A 25,975-nucleotide genomic window follows, 5' to 3' on the forward strand; every position below is an offset into this window, starting at 1 on the left:
TCTCAAGAGGGACATTGAGGCCTATATCCGTTTTTACAACCACGAACGATTACAAGCAAAATTAAACGGCCTCAGTCCAATGGATTACAGGACCAAGACCGCCTAACTATTTTTATTATTTGTACTGTCTACTTGACGGGGTGCAGTTCACGATGCAACTGCTCCATAGTGAGTTTAACTAACGTTCCCATATAGCGCAATATAAAATTTTATCGTATCCTGTTTTAAATAGACATATCAACGATTTCTTAAATCAAAAAAGCTTCTTCTAGTGCCGCCGTATCTTCAAAGACTTGAAAAAACTTTATCTTCTCGTGCTCTACTTCGCAAGCCATAGCCCAATCACTCTCGAACACTTTTCCGGTTAGGTTGACCTTGATGCGGAAATTCCCCCATGCACAAGCGGCTTCCTGATTACCAATGAGTTTATGTAGAGCAAACCGTTCTATTTGTTCTGTTTCCTCTAAGAGGTTTAAATATTTTCTAACCCCTTCTTTACCATAAAATGTTCCGTATAAAGGGATTTTATCGGAGGACTCTTTTTTTAGAATAATAAATCTCGCTTCATCATGAATCAATTCGATCACTTTATCAATCTGTTTACTCCCTAATGCTTGAAAATAACTTGTTAGCACCTGTTGAGCACTAAGCATCTTTAATAAGACTCCTTTCGAGATGGGCATAAGCATTACAATCCAATATTAACATATATCCCCATTACCGTGCCAGTTAGCTTAACGCGTCTGTCGATTTATACCAGCAGCCGTGTTCTGGTGATTGTTAAGCTATAGTGCCCGTTAGTTCAATCAAAACTAATATGCATCGTGTTCATTGTGAGTCAATCAAGAGTTTTAAACCGAGAATTTTCTCCAAAACGGTTGATGTGCCTAGCCTATGATTATCTCTCAAGCCTTCCGAACAGAGTGCGAGTAAAATACATCAGCATGCATATGCTGAATTTCGTCCCAGTTACCGGGATTGGTCGTGTCTGGAATGCGGTGCTCCAGAATGGCCTGATATAGTTCAGTTTTTTGTACTAAATGTGCAACGTGCCGTTTGGCTTCTTCGAGCTGAACTAGAGCCGCTTCTTTATGCTCCATCATGAGTGTGAAGCGTTGCGGGATGGTCGAATCCCCTTCGAGACAGAGATCAATATACTTTTTAATGATTTCAATCGGCATTCCGGATTGCTTGAGGCATTTGACGCCATGCAGCCAGTTGATCGATTCATCGTCGAACATCCGAATGTTGTTTTGATTGCGCTGTACGCTTGGCACTAGGCCTTTATCCGTGTAAAAGCGCACGGCGTGCTCGGTGAGTCCCGTTATCTGGGCGGCTTCTTTGACCGTATGCATTTGAAACCCTCCTAGAAAATAAATGTTTGAAGACGGCTTGACTTCGTGTAACACGAAGGTTCTAAGCTTATTGTAATGCAATTCAGCCGTAAGTGGAATCACCGCTGCAGTGCCCGATTCCCGGAATACGCGTCGTTTGCTGTTATACATTTGAACACTAGGAGGAATTACAATGCAATACGCAACATTGAACAACGGAGTGAAAATGCCGATCATCGGCTTCGGTGTCTACCAGGTTCCCGATGCTGATGAATGCGAAAACGCGGTATATGAAGCACTGATGGCCGGTTACCGACTGATCGACACCGCCGCCGGTTATCTGAACGAGGAAGCCGTCGGACGCGCGATCAAGCGCAGTGGCGTACCGCGTGAGAAGCTGTTCATCACGACTAAGCTGTGGGTTCAGGATGCCGGCTACGAGAGTACGAAGCTGGCGTTTTCCAAATCCTTGAAGAAGCTACAGCTCGACTATCTCGATCTATACCTTATACACCAGCCGTTCGGCGATTACTACGGCGCTTGGCGCTCGATGGAAGACCTGTACCGCCAAGGAAAGATCAAGGCGATCGGTGTCAGCAACTTCCTGCCCGACCGTCTGATGGACCTCATCGTGCATAACGAAATCGTACCTGCCGTCAACCAGGTTGAAACGCACCCGTTCTACCAGCAGGTCGAGAGTGCCGCTTTTATGAAAGAGCAGGGAGTACAGCACCAGTCTTGGGCGCCGTTCGCTGAAGGACTCAACAACATGTTTGGCAACGAAGTGCTGGCCTCGATAGCAGAGAAACACAACAAGTCCGTCGCCCAGGTCGTGCTGCGCTGGCTTGTTCAGCGTGAAGTCGTTGTTATTCCAAAATCGGTGAGAAAAGAGCGAATCGTCGAAAACTTCGACATTTTCGATTTTGAGCTGAGTGTAGACAATATGAAACAGATCTCCTCCCTCGATACACGGGAAAGTCTTTTTTTATCCTACCACGATCCGAAATTCGCCAAGATGCTGGGCACCTTGAAAGTCGATCTGTAATCCTTGATCGAACAGTAAACATTTCACGCTTTTACACTCGTCTATTAAGAAAGGACAGGTCACCCCTGCCCTTTCTTTGCTTGAGGCGCAAAATCTAAAAATTGCAAAACCGCTGCTACCGGTGTAACGAAATCTATGCTTCCAATTACTTGTCACGTTATGGGATAGGTATCGCAAAACTTTTGAACTTAAATGGAGATGGAGATGGAGCTAGTTGTACGTGATAGCATGTCAAAATCGGCAGCCTGTTCCATAATCTATAATTGCGAGGTTACGAACTTCACCTCCGGAAAGCGGCTATCCGGTCCTTTCATTAAGGTTCCGCCTTGATTTTTTAGATACATATCGAAGAAATCCAGCATATAGGCATTGATAACGGAGTTCACTCTTTCAGGCGCGATCTTTCCTGTAACACCCAGCATTTTAAAAATCGGAGAAATAAACTGTACGTCGGTAAAATTCAAATGCTMCGTATTGTCGATATAGAGGAATTGTCCCCCTGCAGCAACCGTTTCGCGCATCCGTTCAAGCTCTACCTTTTTGTCTTCCGTTACTTGATCCATCCACTCTCTTGTGTTGCCCATACGGTTAAGCTCTGCATCCGTGTAGACACGGTTATCCTTTACCATTTTTAATCTTTCGAATTCGCTTTCCGAGGTCGTAAACAAAAACGGCTTTCGCAGACCTTCTCTCTCACGCAGTCGATAGAGTCCTCCATCTAAGTCTATTCCAACCGCGATTCTCGGATCGTAAGAAGCGTCATAGGCCGTCGCTCCGCCGATAGAATGACCGAACACCCCGACATGGGCGAGATCAATCCTCCCTTTTAGATGACTTGGAATCTGCCCCGATTGGATGAGCTCGAATTGGTCCAGCGCAAACGCCACATCGCCGGTTAAAACTTTTCCCAACATGTCGCGATTTCCGCTTTCCGTCCGATAATCATGGTCGGGCGAGAATAAGTCGTTGGTTGTGCTGGTCGTGATTCGACCGTCCGGAAACTCGGTTGCAAATGTATTGTAGGTGTGGTCGATCACTGCCACGATATATCCGTGACTCGCGAGATTTTCGGCTTGCGACGTATGGAGGAACCTAGAAGAACCGAACCCGGGATTCGCAAGGATCAGCGGGTATGAGGTCTGTGCCGAAGAGACTTCGGCACCCGAATAAGAATGACTGGATACGTACTTCAGGTGTTGAAAAGTAAACCCGGGAAGGCCATAGTTCGCGGCCATATAACGTAAAATTTGGGTATCGGGAATAAAGGGAGCGTACTTGCCGCTGCCAGCTTGAGCCGGATACCATACCTGAACCATCAATTCTCTCTTACCATCTCTGGCTTCGTCGAAAGTCTCTTCCCTCTTTGTATCCACGAAATGAAAAGTTTGCGTTCCTACCTTAAATTCGCCTGTCGGTTCAGGTAGTTTAAATACAGGAAAAGCATACATAAGACCTGCTGTTACGACTAGCATTATCGCTAAAGCGGTATTAGCTGAAACCAACATGAATCGTGGAATTTTTTTTTGGCCGTTCTTTTTAAAATAGCTATAACTTGAAATGGCTGAAAAAATGATCGTTATGCAATATGGGAAAAATAGCTGAAATCTGTATCCTTCCACCGTCCAATGAATGACCAGTAAAAGTGTGGCGATCCCGCTTGCAACGAATACCGGCATTCTACGCCGTCCTTTTTCTAATAGGATTGTTAATGCAAACAAGCCGATGTTTGACATAAATAGCAACAGTTCAAACAGCCTCATCTCGATTCTCCTTTTAAAAAATTTTCATTTTTATTTATTCCAATATTATCCTTATAGGCTGGCCTAAGCTATCGATTTTCCTTACATCTACCTTACAACTTTGTAAGACGTTTACGTAGCACGTAACCATGATGTGGTAACCATTCCTGAAGCTACTCATCACTACAAGCTACGCTAGAACCAATTGCTCGCGGAATATGACCTTGCTATCGGACAATTAGAGGTTGTGGAGTTAAGATTTCAACCGTATGAGAACACATTCCCTTTGCATAATCCATCCTCGCGAATAAGGGAATAGTTATATGTCATTAGTTGGTATATTGGGTGAAACTGGGGATTCAAGCGAATTTAAAGCTAACGTAAAAAACTGCCCTGTCGCAAACGATGCCAACAGCGGCCGTATTTTAAGTATATAATGATAATTGAATAGGAGGTGCTGTATCTATATGGAATCTATAGAAACAGGAATAAAACTATTTGTGTTTATCATATTTATTTCACTACTCTTTAGTTTGGTGGGGTTCCTAGTCCAAAAATATTTAAGTGACTTCTTTCAAGGCTCTTCTAAAACATTAATGAAAATACTTAGTTTACTTAAAGGGATTTCCCGTAAAACGAGCTGATCAGATCAAATTGAGCTTCGACTGATTTATTAATTCATCCAAGGAACCAACCCTCTGTTCAACTGAATTTTCTTTTTCAAAGGTAACTAATTATTATGTCGCTTGTTAACTTCAATCGCAATGAACTCCGGCAAATAATTGGGAGTACAGCCCTTTGATACCATTTCATCTTTATAAAGACCCGTTTCCTCACCAAGTTTAATACAACGTGCGCGATTCTTTTCATCAAAAACGCCTATCCAGCCTGCGGTGAAATTCATAGCCCATTGAACTTCCGCTTCTTCCTGCGTAATATTAGTTTCTAATGTAGACAGTAAGTCTGCGGTGTTATCAGGCGGTGTTTGCCCAGTCCATCTCAATCGCGCATGATAATACCAGAAAGCTCGCCTTTGAAGAGCAGAAGGGCTTTTTTCCCATGACTCCATCAATGCAATTGTCCTCTTGTCTTTGGTGAGCTGATTAGCCATTAACCAATCCATTAAGTTATTTCGCTCATCAAAAGTGTGAGTCTGCATATCCTTATCAAGCTTATTTAGCACCTCTTGTGAAAGTAGCTTTTTATCCATAATTAAGATTGCTAATAGTCTGGGCAAATACTCTTCAGTTGACCAAAATTCCATAGCTAGTTCGTGATCTTTTTTTATGTCCTTTGCGATTGTCCGTAAGTCGCCTAGCTTAGTTTTACTATTGATCTGCGATAGAATGCTTTCTGCTTTTGAAGAACGTTTTATTTCTGTACCTTTATTTTCATTCATTTTATACAACTCCTTTATAAAAGCACTGTTTCATAATATCTCCTCAGATTCGACTGTTTCGAACGGAATCCCTCCTTGATAACAATATTACCGCATTATCGGGGTTACCCTCATCGCCCTTTTAACTAATCTGCCAGTTAGCTCAACGAGGCTGCCGATTTATGCCGGCAGCCTCGTTCTGGTAATTCTGATGCTATATTCTCCCGCTAGTTCAATGAAAATTGATGTAGTTATTCTCTTAATACATCCTGCCAATTGGGTGGGAAATCGGACTTCTGCGGATCTTTAATGTGTTTCCAACTTATCAGCTTAACATGATCAGGGTTAACAGGTGGAATGTCGAATGTAAGAAGGTCTTCTCCAACAGGTATATGGGGACCAACAGTAGGAACAACATCTAAAGTAATTAAAAAGTGAAATCCTCGAAATCCATTTACACGATGCACGTCCTTAACTTTAACGAAATATGGATATATTTCTGGTGAGTAATTTAATAAATTCGAATAGATTTCGTCTATTTTCTTATCCATATGTGGTAAAAGGAACAACATTAACATGTCCTGATACATTAATTCTTTTGAGTCTTGTTTAGGCTTATCAGAATTTACTAATTTAGTTTTTTCTGATGCCATAACAATACTGTCATTTAAGTTTCCGTTAGTCCCACATATAAGCAGCAACAACATTATCACCCATTTAACCATTACTCTATCCCCCGTTCATTTTGAGGCTATTTTTCCCATTTCCCCCTTTCACTATTCTATCCGTTAGCGTAATAAAGCAGCCGATCATTGTGATCGGCTGCTTCCGTGTTTTTATTTAACTATCTTAAGCATCTTCAATTGTCCGCAGCTTTATCCGATTTGTCATTTCAGCTAAGAACAGCGAAATTTCATCTTCTCTTATTATAATGCTATTCCTAAAATTGAGTTCATAATCGTCCGCAAATTCTTCCTTTGTTTTGTAAAAATCAAACCTCTCAAGAACATATAAAGCCTTCTCCTTTAAGGCGCTCTTTCAAAAAAACTGCCACTATCTAAATGAACAAGCTCATTTATAAGTAAAATCACGAACAAGAAATGTGCGATCAAAATGAGAATAATATGGATGATTGGCAATTTGATAAGCACCCTACAAACAAAATAAAGAAGACTGCCTACTATGAAGATGAACACAACATAATACTGAAAAAACATAAGCAAGCTATCCTGGATCGGAACATTGGAAGCATGGCGCAAATGATAATAAACAAAATACATAAGTGTGAACAATATGCTTAACAACCACGTAAGTAGATATTTTTTTGCATTTGATATCTTAATCACCTCAGCTTTTTGTGACGTATTCGTATTTCCACAACCCCATGTGCCGGGAAACTCTGCGTATAATTCCTTACACTATTTCCAAACGTTTCAACAATATAAATTGTTACAGAAAATCCCATATTAAATCAATTTTATTATTTTGCCATGTTAATACCTTATCCCATTAAATCTGCTGAGCACCATGAGCCAGCATCAATTGAATGGAATCGTACACCTATTCTATAAATGATTTTTCCAATCTAACGTTTGTTGACTATAGTATCAAGTTTGTTATCTAGAAGCATCGAATCCTCCTGCTATACAATGAACTCAATAAGAGCAAAACAACCGAGGCAACACCGAAAGGAGCGAAAGGCATGAAATCCACAATTGAGCTTCAAGATAAAAGAAAGCGCTTACGAATCCGTTGGCACAAGCAGGATACGGAGCTCACTCTTTTGGCATTGCCTACGACGATATGGTACATCCTATTTTGTTTCTTACCTATGTTCGGGATTATTATTGCCTTCAAAAACTTCAGAATTAGCGGCGGGTTCTTGAGCAATGTATTCAATAGTCCTTGGGTAGGCTTCAAAAACTTCGAGTTCCTATTCAAGTCGAATGACGCTTGGATCATTATTCGAAACACCATTGGATACAACATTATTTTTATCGTCCTAGGTATTGTGCTGCCCGTCCTGCTCGCTATTATGATTGGACTGCTCCACAGCCGCAAGGCGAGTAAAGTTTATCAGACGATGATGTTTCTCCCCTATTTCCTATCCTGGGTTGTCGTCTCTGCGGTTGGTTGGGCGTTCCTGAGCTTTGATAAAGGCATTCTCAATCAAATGCTCGTCAATATGGGCGGCGATCCTGTTAACTGGTATATGGAGCCGGCATACTGGCCCTACTTTCTCATTCTCTTAAATGTTTGGAAAGGCTTAGGCTACGGCATGGTCATCTATCTGGCAACCATCACAAGCCTTGATAGCACCTACTACGAGGCAGCTGTTATTGATGGCGCTTCCATTTGGCAGCAGACGCGATACATTACATTGCCCATGCTCAAACTCGTTATCGTCATGCTGTTCATCTTGGCAGTTGGACGAATATTCTATACCGATTTCGGCTTGTTCTATCAGGTTACGCGAGATTCCAACTCTCTGTTCAACGTGTCTACCACCATCGATGTCATGGTGTATAAACAACTGAAATCCGCTACCTTGGGGATGGCGGCTGCCGCCGCATTCGTGCAGTCGGTTCTAGGCTGTGCAACTATTCTAATCGCTAACTGGATTGTTCGCAAAATTGATCCGGACAGCGCGATGATGTAAGGAGGTAACGCAATGTCAACGAGAAAGACTTATGAAACAGGCCTTGAGAAATTTAACCGTACGAGCAACGTCGTAAACCTTTTTTTCAACCTGATATTTATCGTCTTGGCGCTGCTCTGCGTCATACCTGTAATCGTTGTTCTATCCATTTCATTCTCCAGTGAGGACTCCATACGGGAGACAGGGTATCATCTGCTGCCTGTTGCTTTGTCAGGAGAAGCTTACGCCTATGTAATCAAGCAGGGAACGATGATTCTGCGGGCACTCGGCGTATCTGCTCTTGTGACGGTGGTTGGTACTGTGCTTGGCGTATTGCTTACCACTTCCATGGGTTATGTGCTTTCTCGCCCAACCTACAAGCTCAATGGTTTTCTGACCTGGGTCGTGTTCATCCCGATGATATTCAACGGCGGTCTCGTATCCAGCTACTTCATTAATACCAATTTATTAGGACTGAAGGATAGCGTCTGGGCACTTATTCTACCGCTCGCCGTCTCATCGTTCAACGTAATCATTTGTAAAACCTTCTTCAAGAGCACAATTCCCGATGGGCTGATTGAGTCTGCTGAAATTGATGGCGCAAGCCAGCTGCGAATCTTTTTTTCCATCATCCTGCCGATATCCTTGCCGGTCATTGCTACTATCGGGCTGTTCCTCTGCTTCTCTTATTGGAATGACTGGTTCCAATCGATGCTGTACATCGACAACCAGAACCTCTACTCGCTGCAGGCACTCCTAAATAGCTTGATGAGCAACGTAGACGCGCTTGCCAAAAATGCTGCAAGCATGGGCGTTAGCTACGCCGTGCTAGTCGCAACGATGCCGAAGGAATCTGCACGTATGGCTGTTGCGATTATCATCGTTCTGCCTGTGGCCTTCGCCTATCCGTTCTTCCAGAAATATTTCATTTCCGGACTTACGATTGGCGCTGTCAAAGGATAACCAACGAAATAAGCCAAGCTAGCTTGGTTTATGATAGATCACTTTACGACTCGTACGGTAATACAACTTCAATAAGGGGGAAATGAAATGAAGAAATCTTGGAAGCTCATCTCTATGCTCTGTACGCTCACACTGCTGGTGACTGCCTTAGCAGCCTGCTCCGGCTCGAACTCTCCAGTTGCAACAAATGCAGCTAATGCAACGAATGAAGCTACAAATGCGCCAAAGGACACAGAAACGCCTAGCAAGGATATTCCAACGCTGGTCTGGTGGACTATCGGCGGCCAAGTACCGAATAACTTCAGCAAAGCTATCGATGCCATGAATGCGTACACAGCCGAGAAAATTGGCGTAAAAATTGACATTAAAGTCGCCAGCTGGGGTGAATGGGATACCAAAATAAACACGATTGTGAATACGGGCGAGCCATTCGACATTATGTTCACAAACAGCGGCAAATACAGCAAACAGGTAGCTATGGGCGCTTTTGCCGATATTACGGATTTGGTTCAAAGCGAAACTCCTGATTTATACAAATTGATTCCTGAAAAGGTATGGGATGGCACGAAAATTGGCGGCAAATATTATTCCGTTCCTACCTATAAGGATTCTGCGCTAACGCAATATTGGGTGTACGATGATAAATACGTGCAAAAATACAATATCGATATCAACAACATCAAAACACTTCAGGACCTTGATGCGCCTCTGCACAGCATAAAGGCTGGCGAAGGCAAGAGCTTCTACCCATTGCCAATGACGCAAGGCGAAGGCTTGAACGGTTTCTTTAACAATTATGACGATCTAACGCTAGGCTTCTCACCCATTGGCGTAAAAACAGACGATGCGTCACGCACGGTTGTCTCAGTTCTTGAGCAGCCTGATATTATGGCCGATTTGAAGCTCCTGCACCAATGGTATCAAGATGGCATCATCAACCCTGATGCTCCGACTAAAACAGAGAGCGACAAAGGCAGACCATTCTTCGCAGCACAGGCATTCCCTGGCGCAGAAGTAAGCTGGCAAATCAATGATGCTGTTCAAAAGTATGATATGGTTCAGCACTTCGGACCTATTTACACAACAAGTACGATTCAAGGCTCGCTGAACGCCATTTCTGCGAATTCGAAATACAAGAATGAAGCATTGAAGTATCTCGAATTAGTAAACACAGATCCAAAACTGCGCAATATGCTCGCATTCGGCGAGCTGGACGTAGACTATAAAAACGTCGATGGCGAAAAGGTAATCGAGCGCACTTCCGATACTTGGCCGCTGGCTGCTTATTCTCAAGCTACATTCTTTAACCTAGCCGTTACCAAAGGTGCTCCTGAGGACCAATGGGATCAAGTTAAAAAGCTGAACGATGCAGCGACATCCTCCTCTCTGTTAGGTTTCGCGCTGGACATCAGCAATCTTCAGACAGAAGTCGCGAATTGCCAATCCGTATGGGATAAATACAAATACGAACTCATTACTGGCGCATCCGATCCGGAGAAAGTGATTCCGAAGCTTACGGCTGAATTAAAGTCTGCCGGCATGGATACGATTATGACAGCCGCTCAAGAGCAAATTAATAACTACTTCAAGTAAGTGAAGGTGAGACGGCTATCGCCGCCCTTTGGCGGCGCCTGCGCGATTCATTCCGAGAAATATAGAGATCGTTTGGCGAAATCAAGTGCTTTCCTATATTTTACTTATGCATCCCTTATTGAGATACCTCGGTATGGGATGCTTTTTTCTTGCTATCTATGAAGCTTCGCTTAATCATGTTACAGTGGTAAAGTAAACGCTTACTTTAGAGCATGCTGCTGCAATTGAGGTGTCGAATGAGCTCTTTTTTACAAATCAAAATTTATCGTTACAAGTTTATCGCATATGTCATCTTCGTCGTGATCATTGGACTCGTGCTTGGCATTCTGACCTGTGTCATGCTGCTGAATCAATGGGTTGCCGATGCACGCTTAGAGGCTGCCAATGCTTTCGCTGGTGTAGAGAATGAGCTTCAGTATGATGCTGATCGAATCGAGGCTTACATGCAGCGTATCTACTCCAATCATGGTCTGATGGATGATGCTCGCAGTTTTTTAAGCAACAGTGCCGAAGGCTATTTAACCAATAGTCTGCAAAACAGCCAATTCTCACAGCCGCTGGTATCCTTTCCAGAGGATATTAAAACCTACCTCTACAGCTGGGCGCAAGGCGGTATCACGCAGGTTAGCTTGCATACCAGCCAGTATGGCAATGTCGTACACTTTAACGATAACGGAATTGCAAGCTTCAAGTTCGGTCTGCCAAATACGGATGAAGCTTTCAACGATACTATTTTGAATGGCTTCGTATATCGCAAGAAACTCTCGGATCTAGCGCTAGGCTCTAAGGAATTAGGGGAGCTTCGCTTCTTGGTCAGCAGTGAACGTATCTTTAAGTCTATTCAAAATTATCGATTGGGAGAGGCTGCTGCTGTCAGCGCTTCCGGGGAGATATACGTGATCGGTAACGGACAGGACCCAGACTTGAAGGAATTATCCCGTCTAGCGGCAGCGAATGGACGCAGTCATGGTTATATTTCGAAGGGATTATTTGAGCATAGCTTTTTTATCACCTTCCCATCCACAAAGTTCAATTTCAAGTTCGTTAGCATCGTTGATTTATCTATGCTCATTCGGCAGCATGCCAAGATGCTGATCACCATCTTTCTGATCGTGCTAACGACTATGATTAGCGTGCTGCTGCTCATTGTGTACAATTTGCGGGACGATTCCCGCTTCCTGCACCGCATTATTCAATCAATAGGTCGCGTCAAAACAGCCAACTTCACACCTAATCGCCCTGCCCGGTATCGTCGCAATGAATACGGCATGATCGCAAGGGAATTAGACGATATGATTCAGCAGTTGGATAAGCATATCCGGAATGAATATTTGCTTAAACTAAAGCAGCAAGAAACCGAGATGAAAGCACTCCAAAATCAGATCAACCCTCATTTTCTTTATAATACGTTAGAGGTCATACGCTCCACTGCTCTCGTTAACCAGGATCGGGACACCGCTGATGCCATCGCTACCTTAGGTGCCCTCTATCGTGAAATAGTCAAAAAGGAAAATATTATTACGATTGCAAGTGAGCTGGAATTGCTGCAGAAATACTTGGAAATTATGGAGTTTAAGTATCCGGAACGTTTTTTTTATCAAGTCAATGTAGTCCCGACGCTGCTCTCGATCCCCACCGTGAAATTTTGGATGCAGCCTTTGGCTGAGAATTTTTTCATCCACGGCTTCAACGCTAGCAATGCGTTTAATCTATATGTCGTGAATGGCTGGGAGGCTGAGGATAGTTACGTATTAGAATTCGTGGATAATGGGCGCGGTATTCAATCGGAGCGTTTGCATGCCGTACGAAACACGCTGTCCAACCAGGACGACAATTCCTCCGAGAGTATCGGTTTGCGCAACGTATACACAAGGCTGCACTTCTTTTACGGGAAAAACTTTTCCATAGAGATTGGAAATAATCAGGAAGCTGGCGTTAAGATTTCTGTACGGATTCCAAAAGAGGTGATTGAAGATGTACAAACTACTGATCATGGATGACGAACCACAGATTTTGGAGGGCATGAAGCGAATCCTAGACTGGAAGCAATACGGCTTCAGTCGAATAGATACCTGCGAATCTACCGAGGCGGCCATGTCTAAGGTTGTAGACCTACTGCCGGATGTCGCGATTTTTGATGTCTGTGTTGGCAAGGATCTTGGCTACGAAGCGATCCAAAGACTTAACGAGCTCCAAATACCTACCAAGTATGTCATTATGAGCGGATATAGTGAATTCAAGTATGCCCAAGAAGCTATTCGTTGTGGTGTTAAAGACTATTTGCTCAAGCCTTTGGATCGTACAAAGCTGCAGCAAGTCATTGAGAAAATTATTGTTGAAGATCTGGGTGGTACGATCGGAAATATAAGCTGCGAGAGCTTGAACAAGGATCCGGTACTCGGTGTAAGCTATGACCGCTTATCCAAGCTGGTCAACCGCATTCTGCTGATGATCAAGACGGAGTATGCTCAGAATATTACCTTGAAATCTGTGGCAGAGCTATTTCAGATGAACAGCACCTATCTTGGCCAATTATTCCTTAAAGAATCCGGAATGAAGTTTTCAGAATACCTCATGGCTTACCGGATGCTTCTCGCACAAGAACGTATTCAATCGTCAGATGAGAAGATTTCTTCTATCGCCGTTTCCGTAGGCTACAACAATCTCAATTATTTCTATACTCACTTTCAAAGCTTTTTCGGGAAATCTCCCTCTGATCTGCGGGGAAAAGGATAATAACGATCAAAGCAGAATGGAGAATATGGATGCTAAAGTGTTCTAGATACAGAAGTATCTTCATGACGATCAGTATTATACTGCTGTTCACAGCGTATTCAACCGGCTGCTCCCGGCAGCCTAGCAGAAACATCAATGATAACGATTATGGTGAAACCGTAAATCTGATTTATTACACGATTGGAGAGCCAGACAAGGATCTGAAGCTCGTAAACGATAAAATCAATGAAATCATGGCTCGTAAAATCGGCGTGACGATCACTTATATAAAGATTGGTTGGCAGGAGTATGAAGAGCGGCTGAATACGCTTATTTCCGCAGGCACTCCTTTCGATATTGCTTTTGCACCCAACTATGCTAACACAACGATGCGCGGCGCTTGGCTGAGACTTGATGACTATCTTACAGGTCTCGGTAAGGATTTGTACGATACCATTGACCCAACCTTCTGGCAAGGGCTGCAAATGAATGACGGAGGCATCTATGGGGTACCGACCAATAAAGAACTGGCCGTGCGTGATCATTGGATGTACCCCGCTTCAATCGTGGAAAAATACAATATCGACATTACCGCTTACAATACGCTGGAATCGCTCGAGCCTTTGCTCCGGATGATTCAAGAGAATGAGCCCGCATACATTCCTATGGAATTAGACCGGGATTCCCACAACTTCTTCGCGCTCTATGGGTACGAATATATTGTGAACAATAAAGTTCCTTTAATGGTGAAATCACTGGATGCTGACGCCAAAGTTGTCAATATCTTTGAGACAAAGGAAGCTCGTCAAGTATTAGACACATTAAGGCGTTATTATAAAGAGGGCTTCATTAACAAAGATGCAGCGCTGCGGGAGCCTGGCGGACTTAAGCGTGGGGATAAAGTGTTCTGGAAGTCCTCTGGCGGCGGCCCCATCTCGGAGACTACATGGAGCAAGGATCGCGGCTACAAGGTTGTCTCGAATCCCGTAACCCCTAGCGTCGTCACTACGGAATCGGTCCGTGGCGGAATCATGGCCGTTAATGCCAATACCAAGCATCCCATTGCATGTATTAAGTTTTTGAATCTGCTCAATACAGATCCTGAAATACGAAACCTATTTAATTATGGAATTGAAGGGGTGCATTACACGCTGAGTGAACAAGGGCAAGCGATTCCCATTCCCGGGAAAGACAGTCAAGGCGACCCCCTTCCGGATGCACCGGCAAGCTATGCAGGCGTACAATATACGCAGGGCAATTGGTTTATCCTGAAAACCATGGGCGGCGATAACCCGGAACCTCTTGATAAATGGGAGCAATTCCGCAAATACAACGCTGAAGCAGTCAAGTCGACTGTTCTCGGCTTCACTCCTGATCTATCCAAGCTGACCGCCCAAGTCGAAAATATTGAGATGATTTGGAAAAAATATTTTCCAAGCCTCATGACGGGTACCGTCGATATTGATTCGATCCTCCCCAAATTTAATGAGGAGCTAAAGCTAGCAGGCATTGAAGAGGTAATGAAGGAAGTACAGAAGCAGTTGGATGTGCGGCGTAAAGCGGCAAGCGCTATAGCAGCTCCCGCATCCCAATAAACTAACCCTATTATTAGAAACAGCGGCAGCCTTGACCGAGTAAATCCGGTTGAATTGCCGCTGTTTTGTATGCTATTGAATAAGGTATTATCAAGGGGCTCTATTCGAGGAATAGCTTGCAATGACTCAAGTGTTTAACTGGAGAAGAAAATTTCGCGTGCTGTAATAAGCATCTTCCCACCCCATTTTCGCATAAAAACGAAGTCCGTCCATCCCTTTAAAATAATACGCTCCAATTAATCTTTCTTCAAAATTCGGAATCATTATTCCAGCTTTTTCTTGGTAGTCTTGATACGCTCGAATGACTTCACGACCCTCCATATGTCTATCGAGAATGGCGAGATCGACAAGAAAATCTCCATATGCGCAGTTGCCATCAATGATACCGGTTATACGCGTGCCGTCGGACAGGATATTCCATTGGTGAAAATCCCCATGGATAAAGTAGCGATGCGGTTCATTATAAGGTGAGAAGGCCATCAAGCGGCTATAGCATTCATCAAAGACGTCTTTTTCTAAACAAGTACTTTGGAATAATTCATACCAATTGTCCCAGAAGCTCCCTGTCTGATCCTCCGCAAATGATGCAACCAAATAGTCCTTCCAAGTCTGAAATTGTCCGTCACCTTGAGGCCCTATCCACCCATATCCGCTAGTTGGTCCCAGATCCACATGGTTTAGACGCGTCAAGAGCTTGATAAGCTCCGGAACTTGGCGGGCTTGCTCTTCGGCTGAGAAATCCGCTAGATTGCGGCCATCCATCCGTTCCATGATAGAATAGGCTAGATGTTCGACTTTCCCCTGCTCCATGCATCTAGGGAAAGGAATACCCTGGCTGGAAAGCATATTTGAAATATAGCGTTCCGTTTGGTACGCTCCCTCCATGTCACTGAACTTAATGACGTATCCTTTCCCTTCATTATTGAAAGAGAAAACACTGCTCAAGTTGCCGCCTGAGAGTGGCGTTATCTCTGCTACATTAGAACCTAGTTGAGTCTTTAATATTCTCTCAACCTTGCTTATATCCAAGGTCGGTTTCTCATACGCAGTCATTGCTCGCTCCCCACTCTTCACTTTATACAACGGTATCACTTATAATCGTCAGAAAGCCGTTTTTCGCAGCAGTACCCATTAAATGATTAATGGAATGTAAAGCGGCCTCACTAAACATATACCATGCATTTTCCTTAACGTCATGTAAGAAAACTTCAGGGTAGCCTGACAACGTTTCTGCAGGATACGAATGAATTAACGTGTAAATATCAAAGCTTGCTAGCTTGTTCCCTTTATAGTCTTCAAAATCATATTGACCATTTTTATAATAAGACCCAGGTATTTCAAGCTGAAGACTCCAAGAGTAGTTAGCAGGAGCTTCGACTTTTTCACCTTTGTTTTTCACAAAAATAGAATGGATAGCTTCGTTATATGAATTCCCATACACTTGCTGTACTACGCCGCCCATAATCATATGGTATTCTTGTTGCAAGGTTTTTACCTGTACACCTTCTATGAGAAAGGGTTTAGTATCGACAGACACTGTAGATTTGCTGTAATGGACATGGCCTCCAAACGTTTCTGCAATAAAACGAAGTGGAACAAATATGCGATTGCTTTTCATATAAGGCTTTACATCAAGCAGCATTTTTTCACCGTTCTTCTCCGCTGTACTGCTGTTTAGAGATACGATTACTTTCAAGTCGTTTTTAGTGAGGATCACCGCTGAATTGGACCATTCGACGCTAGCCCCCAAATTTTCACTAATCACACGAAGAGGTACCATTGTGCGTTTACTCTTTATTTCGGGCAACACATCGGATGCAATAGTAACTCCATCAATTTTGATTTGAATCGCTGCTGCATAAGCAGTTGAAGATGTAATAAATAAAAGGATTGCAAGTAAAAACCCAAAGCACGTTTTTTTCATTAATGATCGCTCCTTTTGGTTATAATAGATGAACATTTCACTCCCCCCATATTAAGACGAATATGGATAAATTTTGTTGCGGTTCTTAAGGCAAACAATCTTTCAATTAATACTCCCCAAATGTTATTTTGATTTCCTCAAGTTGCTTCAATTTATATACAAATCCTCTACCCTGCCAGTTGGCTTAATCAAGCATTGTCATTCTAAAACCTTATTTTTTGAGATTCATAAATACCCTATTGATTCAAAATACAAAGTACAGGGTAAATATACGATAAGTGGGAAGTGGTATTGATAAACAGCGAAAAACGGATTCCAATTTTAGTTTCCGAAAGGTTGTTGATTCACCATGAAAACACGAAAAAGGAAAAAAGTTTCGGGATTTCTGATTCGATACTTTTTAAGTAAGACGTAGCATTAAAAGTGCATTTTTGAACTAAACCGCTTCCCACTTTAAGAGGACCCTGCGATATAACTCGCAGGGTCCTCGCTTTTATGAAACAATCAATATTACTGATGTTATTACGCGTTGCTGACCATTACTTCAACGAAAATAGAGCAGAACCGCCGAGGCAGTTCTGCTCATTCTCCATTACATTATATGTCTATTTAGCGTAGCAACTGTTGATTAGCTGCCATTCATCAATTCCCGGTTAGTCTTAGCGAAGTTGACCAAAAAACTTTCGAATGTCCTTAATGAATAGATCAGGCACTTCCATTGCCGCAAAGTGACCTCCGCTATTGAACTCTGACCAGTGCACGACGTTATGCTCTCGTTCGACAATCCCTCTGATCGAGATGTCATTCGGAAAAACCGCAACACCGGTGGGAACCGTAGAGCGCTGAGCAGGCATGCCCCAAGACTTTGCCTCCTCTTTATAAATTCGTGCCGATGACCCTGCCGTTCCGGTGAGCCAATACAAGGTGACATTAGTTAACAAGTGGTCTAGATCAACGGCATCTTCCGGAAGATTTGCTATAGGATCTGTCCATTCTTTGAACTTCTCAACAATCCATGCAAGCTGACCGACAGGCGAGTCAGTCAGACCATAGGCTAGCGTCTGAGGTCGCGTAGATTGTATAATCGCATAACCCGATGACTCAAAGCTTTGTCCAGTCAACTTATCGTAGCGTTCTCGCTCGATCTCAGTTAAATTGATTGACTCTGCGGGATCTCCGGACGGGAAAGTTGTAAGCCCGTTTGCATGAACCCCAATGACACAGTCAGGCGCAAATCGTCCAAGCATTGGCGAGACCAATGCTCCGGTGTCCCCACCTTGTGCTCCGTAACGCTCATAGCCTAGCCGACGCATCAGTTCTGCCCAAGCTCTAGCTACTCGGCCAATGTTCCATCCAACCTCCGTTGTAGGTCCAGAAAAGCCAAAACCGGGTAGCGAAGGAATAACGACATGGAAGGCATCTTCCGGGTTGCCGCCATGAGCACGGGGGTCGGTGAGCGGTCCTATAATGTCCATGAACTCTACGATTGAACCCGGCCAACCATGTGTGATGATCAGTGGCATTGCACTAGGTTCTGGTGAACGTACATGCAGAAAGTGTATGTTCTGTCCATCTATGTTCGTGGTGAACTGCGGGAATTGGTTAAGAAGACTTTCGTGTTTGCGCCAGTCATATTCGGATCTCCAGTATTCCGCCAGCTCCTTGAGGTATTCAACGGGAATACCATAGTCCCAGCCCACACCGGCCAGAGCATCTGGCCAACGGGTGCGGGTTAAACGGTCTCGTAATTCATCAAGGTCAGCCTGCGGAACATCGATGTGGAAAGGCTTGATCTCTGTACTTTGGTGGCTGCTGCCTACACTTTGTTTTTCTAAATGATTCATTTTGGAAAACCTCCTCAAATTTCTTCGCATATCTTTGGATTGCTAAAGTGTTCTCTCTGTTTAAACTCATAATAAACCAGGCTTGTTGACAACTGTGTGTCAACAATCGATATAAAGTTTAGCTATCTCCAAAGCACTTTTCCGTACCGCTTCAGCAATATGAGGAGGTTCAAGAATGAATAAATCCGTTCTAAAATGTAATAAAAAACCGATTAACCAGTCATTTTCCGGGTATCGGACCCGAACGACAAGCGAACCATCAGGCTGCCTTTCAATCTCATCCGAATCAAAATGATCCTCTGCTGGAACCTTAGCGGGTCCTGTAAATCTAAGTACCAGATCAACCATCTTGGCATCGCGCTGCGGATCCCAATTTTCATTTGTCATAGACTGAGTCAACAAGCAACGCTGAAACGTATCCACAAGAATGAGTAGATCTCGGATCCGTGAAAGCCTGAACATGCGGTAATCATCTCGATTTAAACAATAACCGTGAAGATACCAGGTGTAGCCTTTGAGCACCAGTCCCATAGGTTCAATGCTACGTTCTGTTTCTCCCCCTTGTCCGTTGGTGTATGTGAAACGGATTAGCCTTTTATCACTCACTGCTTTATGCAGCATGTCATATTTAATTCGGTCTGAAGAGCTGTTTCTCCACGGATTTAAATCTATGATGACCTGATCCGTACCAGCCATGCGACCTTGCTCAGCCTTAGAGACCAATGCACCTACCTTATCAAGTAATCCTTCCATATTTCGGTTCTCAAATACTTGCGTAGATTGAAGACCTCGCAAAGCTGTAGAGAGGGCAATAAGCTCCTCGAATGAAAGCATTTGTCGGTCCAATCGAAAGTTCTCCATGATTTCAAATCCGCCTTCCGTCCCTGTGTACGAAACGATAGGAATTCCTGCTAGATTTAAAGATTCCAAATCACGATAAATCGTACGTAAAGAAACCTCCAGACGATCAGCCAATTCTTGTGCCTGTACGCGTTTGCGGTTTAATAAAAGGATCGTAATGGCCATAAGTCGCTCAAGCTTCACTATTGTTCCCTCCCACATTCAGAACGACTTGTTCAACATAATTGCATAATATAGATTCATTGTTGACAATAGTGTATCAGGGGTCGTACATTCACTAGTGTTTTGTTACTCTTAATTGGCTAATACCGACATCACGTCCATTCGTTCAATCAAGTAAGGAGCAGATGTCGAAGCGACAATCTGCTCCTTACTTGATTGAACGAGAGTACCCGCTAGACATTCCGCTAACTCCGTTCTTTGCTGGCTTGATCATGATTCCCGTTAGAGTGAGATCAACATGGAAATTTTTAAAAATAGTAATATATGTTAAAACCTCTGCGATCATATTCTCGTTCAAGCTCTGACCTTTTAACTTTATTTCTTATATTTTGAAGAGAACACAAACTGCAAGATAGGCAATTAATTAGCCAAGTATCTATATAAATCCCCTTTGGTTGGGTGTCTAAAGAGAAAGCATGCTCTACTATTTCGATTAGTAATTGGTTATCAAATAGATTAGATTTGATTTCATAAGAAGCATCTCCAAGATACACCCAATTTTCAGTATTTGAATTATGCTCATAGCTGCATTCCGTACACTTCATAACATCCTCCACAGAAATATTGTCCCTAAATTGAAACCGAAACTAAACTAGTGTGTACCGCTACTCCCTTTACTTAATCGTTATAATTTCATTTCCATCTTTAGTTATACCGATTATAGCAGGTAGCACGGAGTTACCGGACCCTAGGAGTTGTTCATACGTTATGAACCATATTCTTGTACCATTCGCAATTTGAATAATTTTCGCTTTGTTTTCCGATGACTGCACTTCAAAAATATTTGGATCCGTCTTCTGATTTTTGTCTAATAAATGCTGCACCTAAACCTTCGTTACTTTTATAAAAGACAAGCGAACCATTTTTGATCATTTCAGCATGGTAAATCTCATCAATATGAACATAATCAGGGAATGCTTTTCGAATCTTCTCCATTATAGATGTATCATTCTTTGAACATCCGCTTACCATGATAAGAAATACGAGTAAGGCAAATGTGATAGAAAATGATGTTCTCATTTCCAACTCCACCTAACACTTTAAATCAAAAAGAGACAGGTTAGCTATATGCCAACTGTCTCATCAACTGTCTCATCACCTACAAATTAACCAAGTCCCCGAACCCGCCCTCACCTAATCGATACATCAGCACGTGGTAGTTACATTAAACCATATACAGCCTAGTTACATGCTATCGCGCAATCTTGTTACCTTATTGGGCTAATTCGTTATGTTTGTAGATATGGCCCTGCATCTACTTCGGAGGTCCAACTGCCCGTTGGCGGGTTGTGCTCGCCTGTACGATTTCGGTTACCAACTTGTTTAGTTATCCAACAAATCCGTGCTCCAGTTTTTCTCTTGAATCTTGAAGTCCAGCTCGCGGTATTTCCTTGAAAGCTCGTCTACTTCTTTTTGGAGATCAGCGATCTCAATGGTCGTGTGGAACTTCACTTCTTGTCGGCTGTATCGTTCCTGCTTAATCGATGCCTCATTAAGCAATTCATTCAGAATATTCCGATGCTGCATGATGCGATCACGTTCCGCCAGCGCATCTGCTAAGCTTATGCTCTTATCGAACGTACTTAAAGCGTTCGTCTTATTAATCTTTTTCACCCAGACGGCCAAATCATCCAGCGTTCTTCTTATTTCATCCAGCAGCTCGGTTGGAGATTCCGGAGGCTTCTCGCCTTCTTGAACCTTTATGACTCTCCCAAGACGCTGCTTGATCTGCGCAACCCTCCGTTGGCAATCCGCTCGCATGACAAGCGCTTCCGCAAGTCTCATCGCTAATCCCCTCCGCTATCTTAAGAACAATTACAATAAACCAAATATACCAATATATATTATATTTGCCAATTGATTTTTCTTATAAATATACAAACCGAAATTACAGCAGCAAAGAGGCATTGACTGCTGTAATCTGCGCATGGTTTTATTTTTTAGCAGCTACAGGTATTAATATGGTCTTATCGTAGGTTTTAATATAGTGAAATCCGTCCATCAGCAGCTGCTCCGGTTCTTCCATTGTGTTAAAAGAATACGTCTGCTCCCACAGGATATTTCCGTTTTTCAGATCCCAAGGACGTGGAGTGGAAATGGTGGATACGGGAACCTTGATCCCCCCAGCTTGTACCGATAAATTTTCCGTCTCGACGAAGGTGAATTGTTTTCTGGCGATAACGATATCATAGCCTGTGTCGGTTTTTGTAACGCTTCGAATCCAAAGCTTTTCATCGCCGATTTTGATCGATAAATCCGATGGCGAAGCTAGTGATATCGGTTCTTCTACTTTCTGGTATCCGCCGAAATTTTCAAGTACAAGTTCAATTGTTTCGAGCTTGTCTGTCGGAAGCACGTCAAATTCAAGTTCAAATCCCGGGATGCCCTTTTTACCGTCACGACTTGATTGCATTCCCCATGATTTCACTTCTGTTCCATTCACATAAAGCTTTGTTTTGCCCGGAAATCTCGGAAATTCCTCGTTATCCATTTCATAATGTCCCTTCACAACGGTTGAGGTTGGTGAAGCCGTAATGGATTCATAGTAGACTTTCCCCTGATCGACAGCAACGGATTTCGAGATATCCTCTTTAAGCAAGCTGTTCATCGCTTTGTTCGCATCGAACTTGAAGGAAATCGGATAGGAAGCCACTTCCCCATTTTCTAGCCGCTCACTAAAGGCAACCGTTAATGTTCTGGCGAATGGACTAACCGGCTCGAATTTATATACGCCATCGAAATGGGTCATATCATCGGTAAGATTGCCACCGCTTCCTTCTTTCGGATTTGAATTCGTCAAGAACCCATGCATATTACCCACTCCGTAACGAAAGGTGCTATCGTCTTTAAATACGGAGCCTGCAGGTCGATCTATGGTGTAATACATTAACATACCGTTATCATCTGCAATAACTCCATTAATGCTAATAACCGTACCGTCATCAAGCGTTTTGCTTTTATTGACCGTTTGTCCATAGCCTTGCTCCGCCACCTCAGAAAAGCTTAGTGAGCTCAGCTCGATCTTATTTAACAGCTTACCTCCGTAATAAGCAAATGCAGGATATTGATAGGTTCCGACAATCAAAAGGAGTGCTGCCGCAGAAGAAGCAGCCCACGTCATCGCTTTATTCCTTTTTCTTTTCTTTGTCGGAACTTGCTCAAGTGCATATCGAAGTCTGCCCTCAAGTTTTGACGGGGCCTGTACGATATTCAAGGTCTGCTTGTGCTCCTGTAATCTCTCCTCGATCGTTTTCATAACGATCACCTCCGATCATGGTTTTCAGCTTTTGAATGCCTTGCGAAATTCTTGATTTGATTGTGCCTAGCGGCGTACCGGTCATATCCGCAATGGTCTGATAAGGAAGATCATGTACGTAACGAAGCTCAATCGCTTCCCTCTGCCGATCATTCAGATGAGAGAGCAGTACCTCCATGTCCATCTCAGACTCCGTATCGCGATATGGATTATCGTCTGTTAAAGCAGCAAGCGAGGGTTCACCCTCGTCCTCTAACGGAACAAATCGTTCCTTGCCGCGGAGAATGGCTTTGCAGCGATTGACGAGAATGGTTTTGCTCCAGCTGTAGAAGGCTTCGCTCTTCTGCAATTGATCCAGCTTTTCATACAACGTCACAATCATGTCCTCCATTGCATCCATCGCGTCATGCTCATTTCTCATATAGCTGTAGGCAAGTCGATAATAAGCGTCTTGATCGGCTATGATTAGTTGTAGTAAAGCTTCCTTGTTGCCTCTTTGGGCTTGTTTGACAAGACGGCTTATATTCACGTTCTCACCCCTTTTCATAGATAAGAGATCTCACAGGCTAATAAAGTTCATTATCTACAAAAAAAATCTCCACAACCAAGTCATAGGGAAGTTTTCCTATCCCTAAGTGGTTGCGGAGGTGTATAAAAGCAAGGTAACACCGTATAAATCCTCTCGATCCTCTACTTATTCAGATCCCTAAGCAGTAAAAGTCTGTCATCCTTCTCTGAAGGCGTGCCTCGTCCATCGGTATTATTCGTAATCACATACACGCGTCCGTCCTTTATTTTCACATCCCGAAGCCTTCCCTCGCCCTCAAATACGACAATCAACTCTTTGGTAGCTGGATCATAACGGTAAAGCGCGCCGCCCACTAAGGTAGCAATCAGCATGCGATTGCCCGCATCGAGCGTGGCGCCCGAAGGAGCAATCGCGTCCTCACCTGTATGGTAGATTGGTGCAATCATGCCTTTTGCAGTTGAATCCCCGTATATAGCGGGCCAACCGTAGTTGCCACCCGCTTCAATTATATTGATTTCATCATGCCCTCCCGGATTTCCCGAAGGACCGTGCTCTGTATTGAACAAGATGCCTTCGTCATTCCATACCAATCCCTGCGGATTGCGATGTCCGTATGAATAAACGTAGGAGTTCGGGAAAGGATTATCCTCCGGTATTTCGCCGCTCGGCGTCATCCTTAATATTTTACCCGCTAAACTATTAATGTCCTGAGCAAGCTCCCGCTGCTGCGCATCTCCCGTCGTTATATACAGCTGCTTGTCCGGGCCAAAAGCCATTCTTCCCCCGTCATGATTAGCGGCTCCGGGTATACCCTCAAGCAAAGTTTCCCTTTCGTACCACTGGTCGCCGCTTTGCTCGAGAAGAACGACACGATTCAGAAGACGTCCCTCTTCCTCATAGGTGTGATAAGCATAAGCTGTCTTCGACTGCGCGAAGTCCGGACTTAACACAAACCCGAGGAAGCCCCCTTCCCCAACCCCTTGTACACTTTTCTTCAAATGGACGGATTGGCGCGTCATCTGCGCACCATCGACCTTTACGATGTTTCCTTCGCGTTCGCTTATATAGACAATATCCTCATCAAATGCAATAACCCAAGGGACGCGCAGCTCCTGTGCAAGCACGGTATACGGTTCATCGCTCATTTCAGGATCAGTCTTATCAGGGTCAGTCTTATCAGGCCCGGTTGATTCCATGGCGCTATCGGTTTCCTTGGGTTTTTCTGTCGCGGTCATGGTCGGTACCTCAGTAGCTGGTTGTGCTTCCTTTGTTTCGTTCGACTCGCAAGCAGCAAGCATCCCCAGGCATAGGGTCGTCATAATCATTGCAGCAATTCGTTTCTTTGCAGTCATTTGGATGGACTCCTCCTCTAAACAGAGAAGGACACCGCAGCTGCGAGTATCGCAGTACGCTGTCCCATTCGTTTATTCGTTTGCGTTCGACGCGGCAAGAGCCGCAACCAGCTCATCTTGAATGTGGCCATTGGTAGCTACGACATTGCGTACGCCTAGATCATAAGGCTTGCCCATTGTGTCGGTTACGTTTCCACCAGACTCCTGTACAAGCAAGGTTCCTGCCGCCAGATCCCAGCTGCTAAGCCCGATCTCCCAGAATCCGCTCAAGCGTCCCGCTGCTACATACGCCAAGTGCATCGCAGCAGATCCTGCGATACGCAGATTCCGAACCTGCGGAGCAATCGCTTGGATGCCTTTCAGATTTAACGGCAGCGCGTAGTGGTGGTCAGCAGGGAGGCCCGTTGCCACCAAGCTGCCTCTAAGCGTTTCATCCTTCGATACCTGCATTCTTTTGCCGTGGACGTAGGCTCCCTTGCCCTTCTCAGCGACGAACAGCTCATCCTTCATCGGATCGTACACTACGCCAACGATAACCTCGCCTTTATATGCAAGCGCGATTGATACGCAGAAAAACGGAAAGCCGTGAACAAAGTTAGTCGTTCCGTCGATCGGATCGACGATCCACAAATATTCCGCGTCCCGGATATTGGCAAGCGCCTTAGCCGAAGCCTCTGGCCCCGGCTCCACGCCTTCTTCACCCAGAAAGGAATGATGCGGGAAATGAGTCATGACTAAATTTTTGATCAAGCGCTCCGACCCTTTATCAATCTCGGTCACCAAGTCATGCGAGGAATACTTTATATCAAGGCTCGCATAATTGCCAAGCTTCGTCTTAATCCATTCTCCTGCTTTGGACGCACAGTTGATTGCGACAGCAGTAAAGCTTTTCCCGCCAACGACGGAAGCATTGTTCTGGTCACTCACGTTCCATCACTCTTCCCTCTATGTAAATTCACGATCAAAAATCCATGTTATCCTCTTCTA

Annotated in this window: 23 protein-coding genes; 8 read left to right on the forward strand and 15 right to left on the reverse strand. The window is 43.9% G+C overall.

Translation table 11 applies throughout. From position 1 onward, the window contains the following. Positions 1 to 13 precede the first annotated feature (13 nt). Positions 14 to 106, forward strand: coding sequence for an IS3 family transposase (locus tag AB4Z29_RS27905; RefSeq protein ID WP_441946300.1), 93 nt, complete (start codon positions 14 to 16; stop codon positions 104 to 106). Positions 107 to 248: 142 nt separating this feature from the next. Here AB4Z29_RS27905 and AB4Z29_RS27910 read toward each other — a convergent pair whose 3' ends face one another. Further along, positions 249 to 653 (reverse strand): nuclear transport factor 2 family protein, encoded by a 405-nt coding sequence (locus AB4Z29_RS27910; protein ID WP_441946242.1) that lies wholly within the window; start codon positions 651 to 653, stop codon positions 249 to 251. Between the two features lie 252 nt (positions 654 to 905). After that, positions 906 to 1,355 carry a MerR family transcriptional regulator gene (locus AB4Z29_RS27915; protein WP_441946243.1) on the reverse strand — a complete coding sequence of 150 codons (450 nt, stop codon included), beginning with the start codon at positions 1,353 to 1,355 and terminating at the stop codon, positions 906 to 908. Positions 1,356 to 1,527: 172 nt separating this feature from the next. Here AB4Z29_RS27915 and AB4Z29_RS27920 point away from each other — a divergent pair, with 172 nt between their 5' ends. After that, a complete protein-coding gene (locus tag AB4Z29_RS27920) occupies positions 1,528 to 2,379 on the forward strand; it encodes an aldo/keto reductase (protein ID WP_441946244.1) in 852 nt (283 codons plus the stop codon). A gap of 257 nt (positions 2,380 to 2,636) precedes the next feature. On the opposite strand, the gene AB4Z29_RS27925 is transcribed toward AB4Z29_RS27920, so the two are convergent. The 3 genes from AB4Z29_RS27925 to AB4Z29_RS27935 all read right to left on the reverse strand — a co-directional run bounded on the left by AB4Z29_RS27925 (position 2,637) and on the right by AB4Z29_RS27935 (position 6,221). Next, the gene (locus AB4Z29_RS27925) at positions 2,637 to 4,139 is read right to left on the reverse strand and encodes an alpha/beta hydrolase family protein (protein ID WP_441946245.1); all 1,503 of its coding nucleotides are present in this window, start codon (positions 4,137 to 4,139) and stop codon (positions 2,637 to 2,639) included. 709 nt (positions 4,140 to 4,848) lie between these two features. After that, positions 4,849 to 5,517, reverse strand: a complete 669-nt coding sequence (locus tag AB4Z29_RS27930; RefSeq protein WP_441946246.1) for a DNA alkylation repair protein — start codon at positions 5,515 to 5,517, stop codon at positions 4,849 to 4,851. A gap of 230 nt (positions 5,518 to 5,747) precedes the next feature. Beyond that, complete coding sequence (locus AB4Z29_RS27935; protein WP_441946247.1) at positions 5,748 to 6,221, reverse strand: DUF3888 domain-containing protein; 474 nt, start codon at positions 6,219 to 6,221, stop codon at positions 5,748 to 5,750. A 977-nt stretch (positions 6,222 to 7,198) separates the two neighbouring features. Between AB4Z29_RS27935 and AB4Z29_RS27940 the strand changes: the two genes are divergently transcribed. The 6 genes from AB4Z29_RS27940 to AB4Z29_RS27965 all read left to right on the forward strand — a co-directional run bounded on the left by AB4Z29_RS27940 (position 7,199) and on the right by AB4Z29_RS27965 (position 15,000). Continuing rightward, positions 7,199 to 8,155 (forward strand): ABC transporter permease, encoded by a 957-nt coding sequence (locus AB4Z29_RS27940; RefSeq protein ID WP_441946248.1) that lies wholly within the window; start codon positions 7,199 to 7,201, stop codon positions 8,153 to 8,155. A gap of 12 nt (positions 8,156 to 8,167) precedes the next feature. Next, positions 8,168 to 9,097, forward strand: a complete 930-nt coding sequence (locus AB4Z29_RS27945) for a carbohydrate ABC transporter permease (protein ID WP_183570525.1) — start codon at positions 8,168 to 8,170, stop codon at positions 9,095 to 9,097. An 87-nt stretch (positions 9,098 to 9,184) separates the two neighbouring features. Further along, a complete protein-coding gene (locus tag AB4Z29_RS27950) occupies positions 9,185 to 10,690 on the forward strand; it encodes an ABC transporter substrate-binding protein (RefSeq protein WP_441946249.1) in 1,506 nt (501 codons plus the stop codon). Positions 10,691 to 10,926: 236 nt separating this feature from the next. Then, on the forward strand, positions 10,927 to 12,690 hold the full coding sequence (locus AB4Z29_RS27955) for a sensor histidine kinase (protein ID WP_441946250.1): 1,764 nt from the start codon (positions 10,927 to 10,929) through the stop codon (positions 12,688 to 12,690). Further along, positions 12,665 to 13,426: a response regulator transcription factor gene (locus AB4Z29_RS27960; protein WP_441946251.1), complete on the forward strand. Its 762-nt coding sequence runs from the start codon at positions 12,665 to 12,667 to the stop codon at positions 13,424 to 13,426. Before AB4Z29_RS27955 ends, AB4Z29_RS27960 begins: the two co-directional genes overlap by 26 nt. Before the next feature lie 62 nt (positions 13,427 to 13,488). Further along, positions 13,489 to 15,000 (forward strand): ABC transporter substrate-binding protein, encoded by a 1,512-nt coding sequence (locus tag AB4Z29_RS27965; protein ID WP_441946252.1) that lies wholly within the window; start codon positions 13,489 to 13,491, stop codon positions 14,998 to 15,000. 126 nt (positions 15,001 to 15,126) lie between these two features. On the opposite strand, the gene AB4Z29_RS27970 is transcribed toward AB4Z29_RS27965, so the two are convergent. The 10 genes from AB4Z29_RS27970 to AB4Z29_RS28015 form a co-directional block, all read right to left on the reverse strand. Further along, positions 15,127 to 16,053: a phosphotransferase family protein gene (locus AB4Z29_RS27970; protein WP_441946253.1), complete on the reverse strand. Its 927-nt coding sequence runs from the start codon at positions 16,051 to 16,053 to the stop codon at positions 15,127 to 15,129. A 22-nt stretch (positions 16,054 to 16,075) separates the two neighbouring features. Then, positions 16,076 to 16,924: a stalk domain-containing protein gene (locus AB4Z29_RS27975; RefSeq protein WP_441946254.1), complete on the reverse strand. Its 849-nt coding sequence runs from the start codon at positions 16,922 to 16,924 to the stop codon at positions 16,076 to 16,078. A gap of 659 nt (positions 16,925 to 17,583) precedes the next feature. Next, the gene (locus tag AB4Z29_RS27980; RefSeq protein ID WP_441946255.1) at positions 17,584 to 18,798 is read right to left on the reverse strand and encodes an epoxide hydrolase family protein; all 1,215 of its coding nucleotides are present in this window, start codon (positions 18,796 to 18,798) and stop codon (positions 17,584 to 17,586) included. A 69-nt stretch (positions 18,799 to 18,867) separates the two neighbouring features. Continuing rightward, positions 18,868 to 19,812 carry a helix-turn-helix transcriptional regulator gene (locus tag AB4Z29_RS27985; RefSeq protein ID WP_441946256.1) on the reverse strand — a complete coding sequence of 315 codons (945 nt, stop codon included), beginning with the start codon at positions 19,810 to 19,812 and terminating at the stop codon, positions 18,868 to 18,870. 813 nt (positions 19,813 to 20,625) lie between these two features. Then, entirely contained in the window at positions 20,626 to 20,871 is a 246-nt protein-coding gene (locus AB4Z29_RS27990; protein WP_441946257.1) for a hypothetical protein, read from the reverse strand. 303 nt (positions 20,872 to 21,174) lie between these two features. Further along, a complete protein-coding gene (locus tag AB4Z29_RS27995) occupies positions 21,175 to 21,636 on the reverse strand; it encodes a DIP1984 family protein (RefSeq protein ID WP_441946258.1) in 462 nt (153 codons plus the stop codon). A 148-nt stretch (positions 21,637 to 21,784) separates the two neighbouring features. Beyond that, positions 21,785 to 23,107: a DUF4179 domain-containing protein gene (locus tag AB4Z29_RS28000; protein ID WP_441946259.1), complete on the reverse strand. Its 1,323-nt coding sequence runs from the start codon at positions 23,105 to 23,107 to the stop codon at positions 21,785 to 21,787. Further along, positions 23,034 to 23,636: a sigma-70 family RNA polymerase sigma factor gene (locus tag AB4Z29_RS28005; RefSeq protein ID WP_441946260.1), complete on the reverse strand. Its 603-nt coding sequence runs from the start codon at positions 23,634 to 23,636 to the stop codon at positions 23,034 to 23,036. Before AB4Z29_RS28005 ends, AB4Z29_RS28000 begins: the two co-directional genes overlap by 74 nt. Positions 23,637 to 23,797: 161 nt before the next feature. Continuing rightward, complete coding sequence (locus AB4Z29_RS28010) at positions 23,798 to 24,988, reverse strand: PQQ-dependent sugar dehydrogenase (protein ID WP_441946261.1); 1,191 nt, start codon at positions 24,986 to 24,988, stop codon at positions 23,798 to 23,800. A gap of 72 nt (positions 24,989 to 25,060) precedes the next feature. Continuing rightward, positions 25,061 to 25,915, reverse strand: a complete 855-nt coding sequence (locus AB4Z29_RS28015) for an inositol monophosphatase family protein (protein WP_441946262.1) — start codon at positions 25,913 to 25,915, stop codon at positions 25,061 to 25,063. Positions 25,916 to 25,975: the final 60 nt, after the last annotated feature.

The organism is Paenibacillus sp. 2TAB23 (assembly GCF_052115165.1).
In the GTDB taxonomy this organism is placed as follows: Bacteria; Bacillota; Bacilli; order Paenibacillales; family Paenibacillaceae; genus Pristimantibacillus.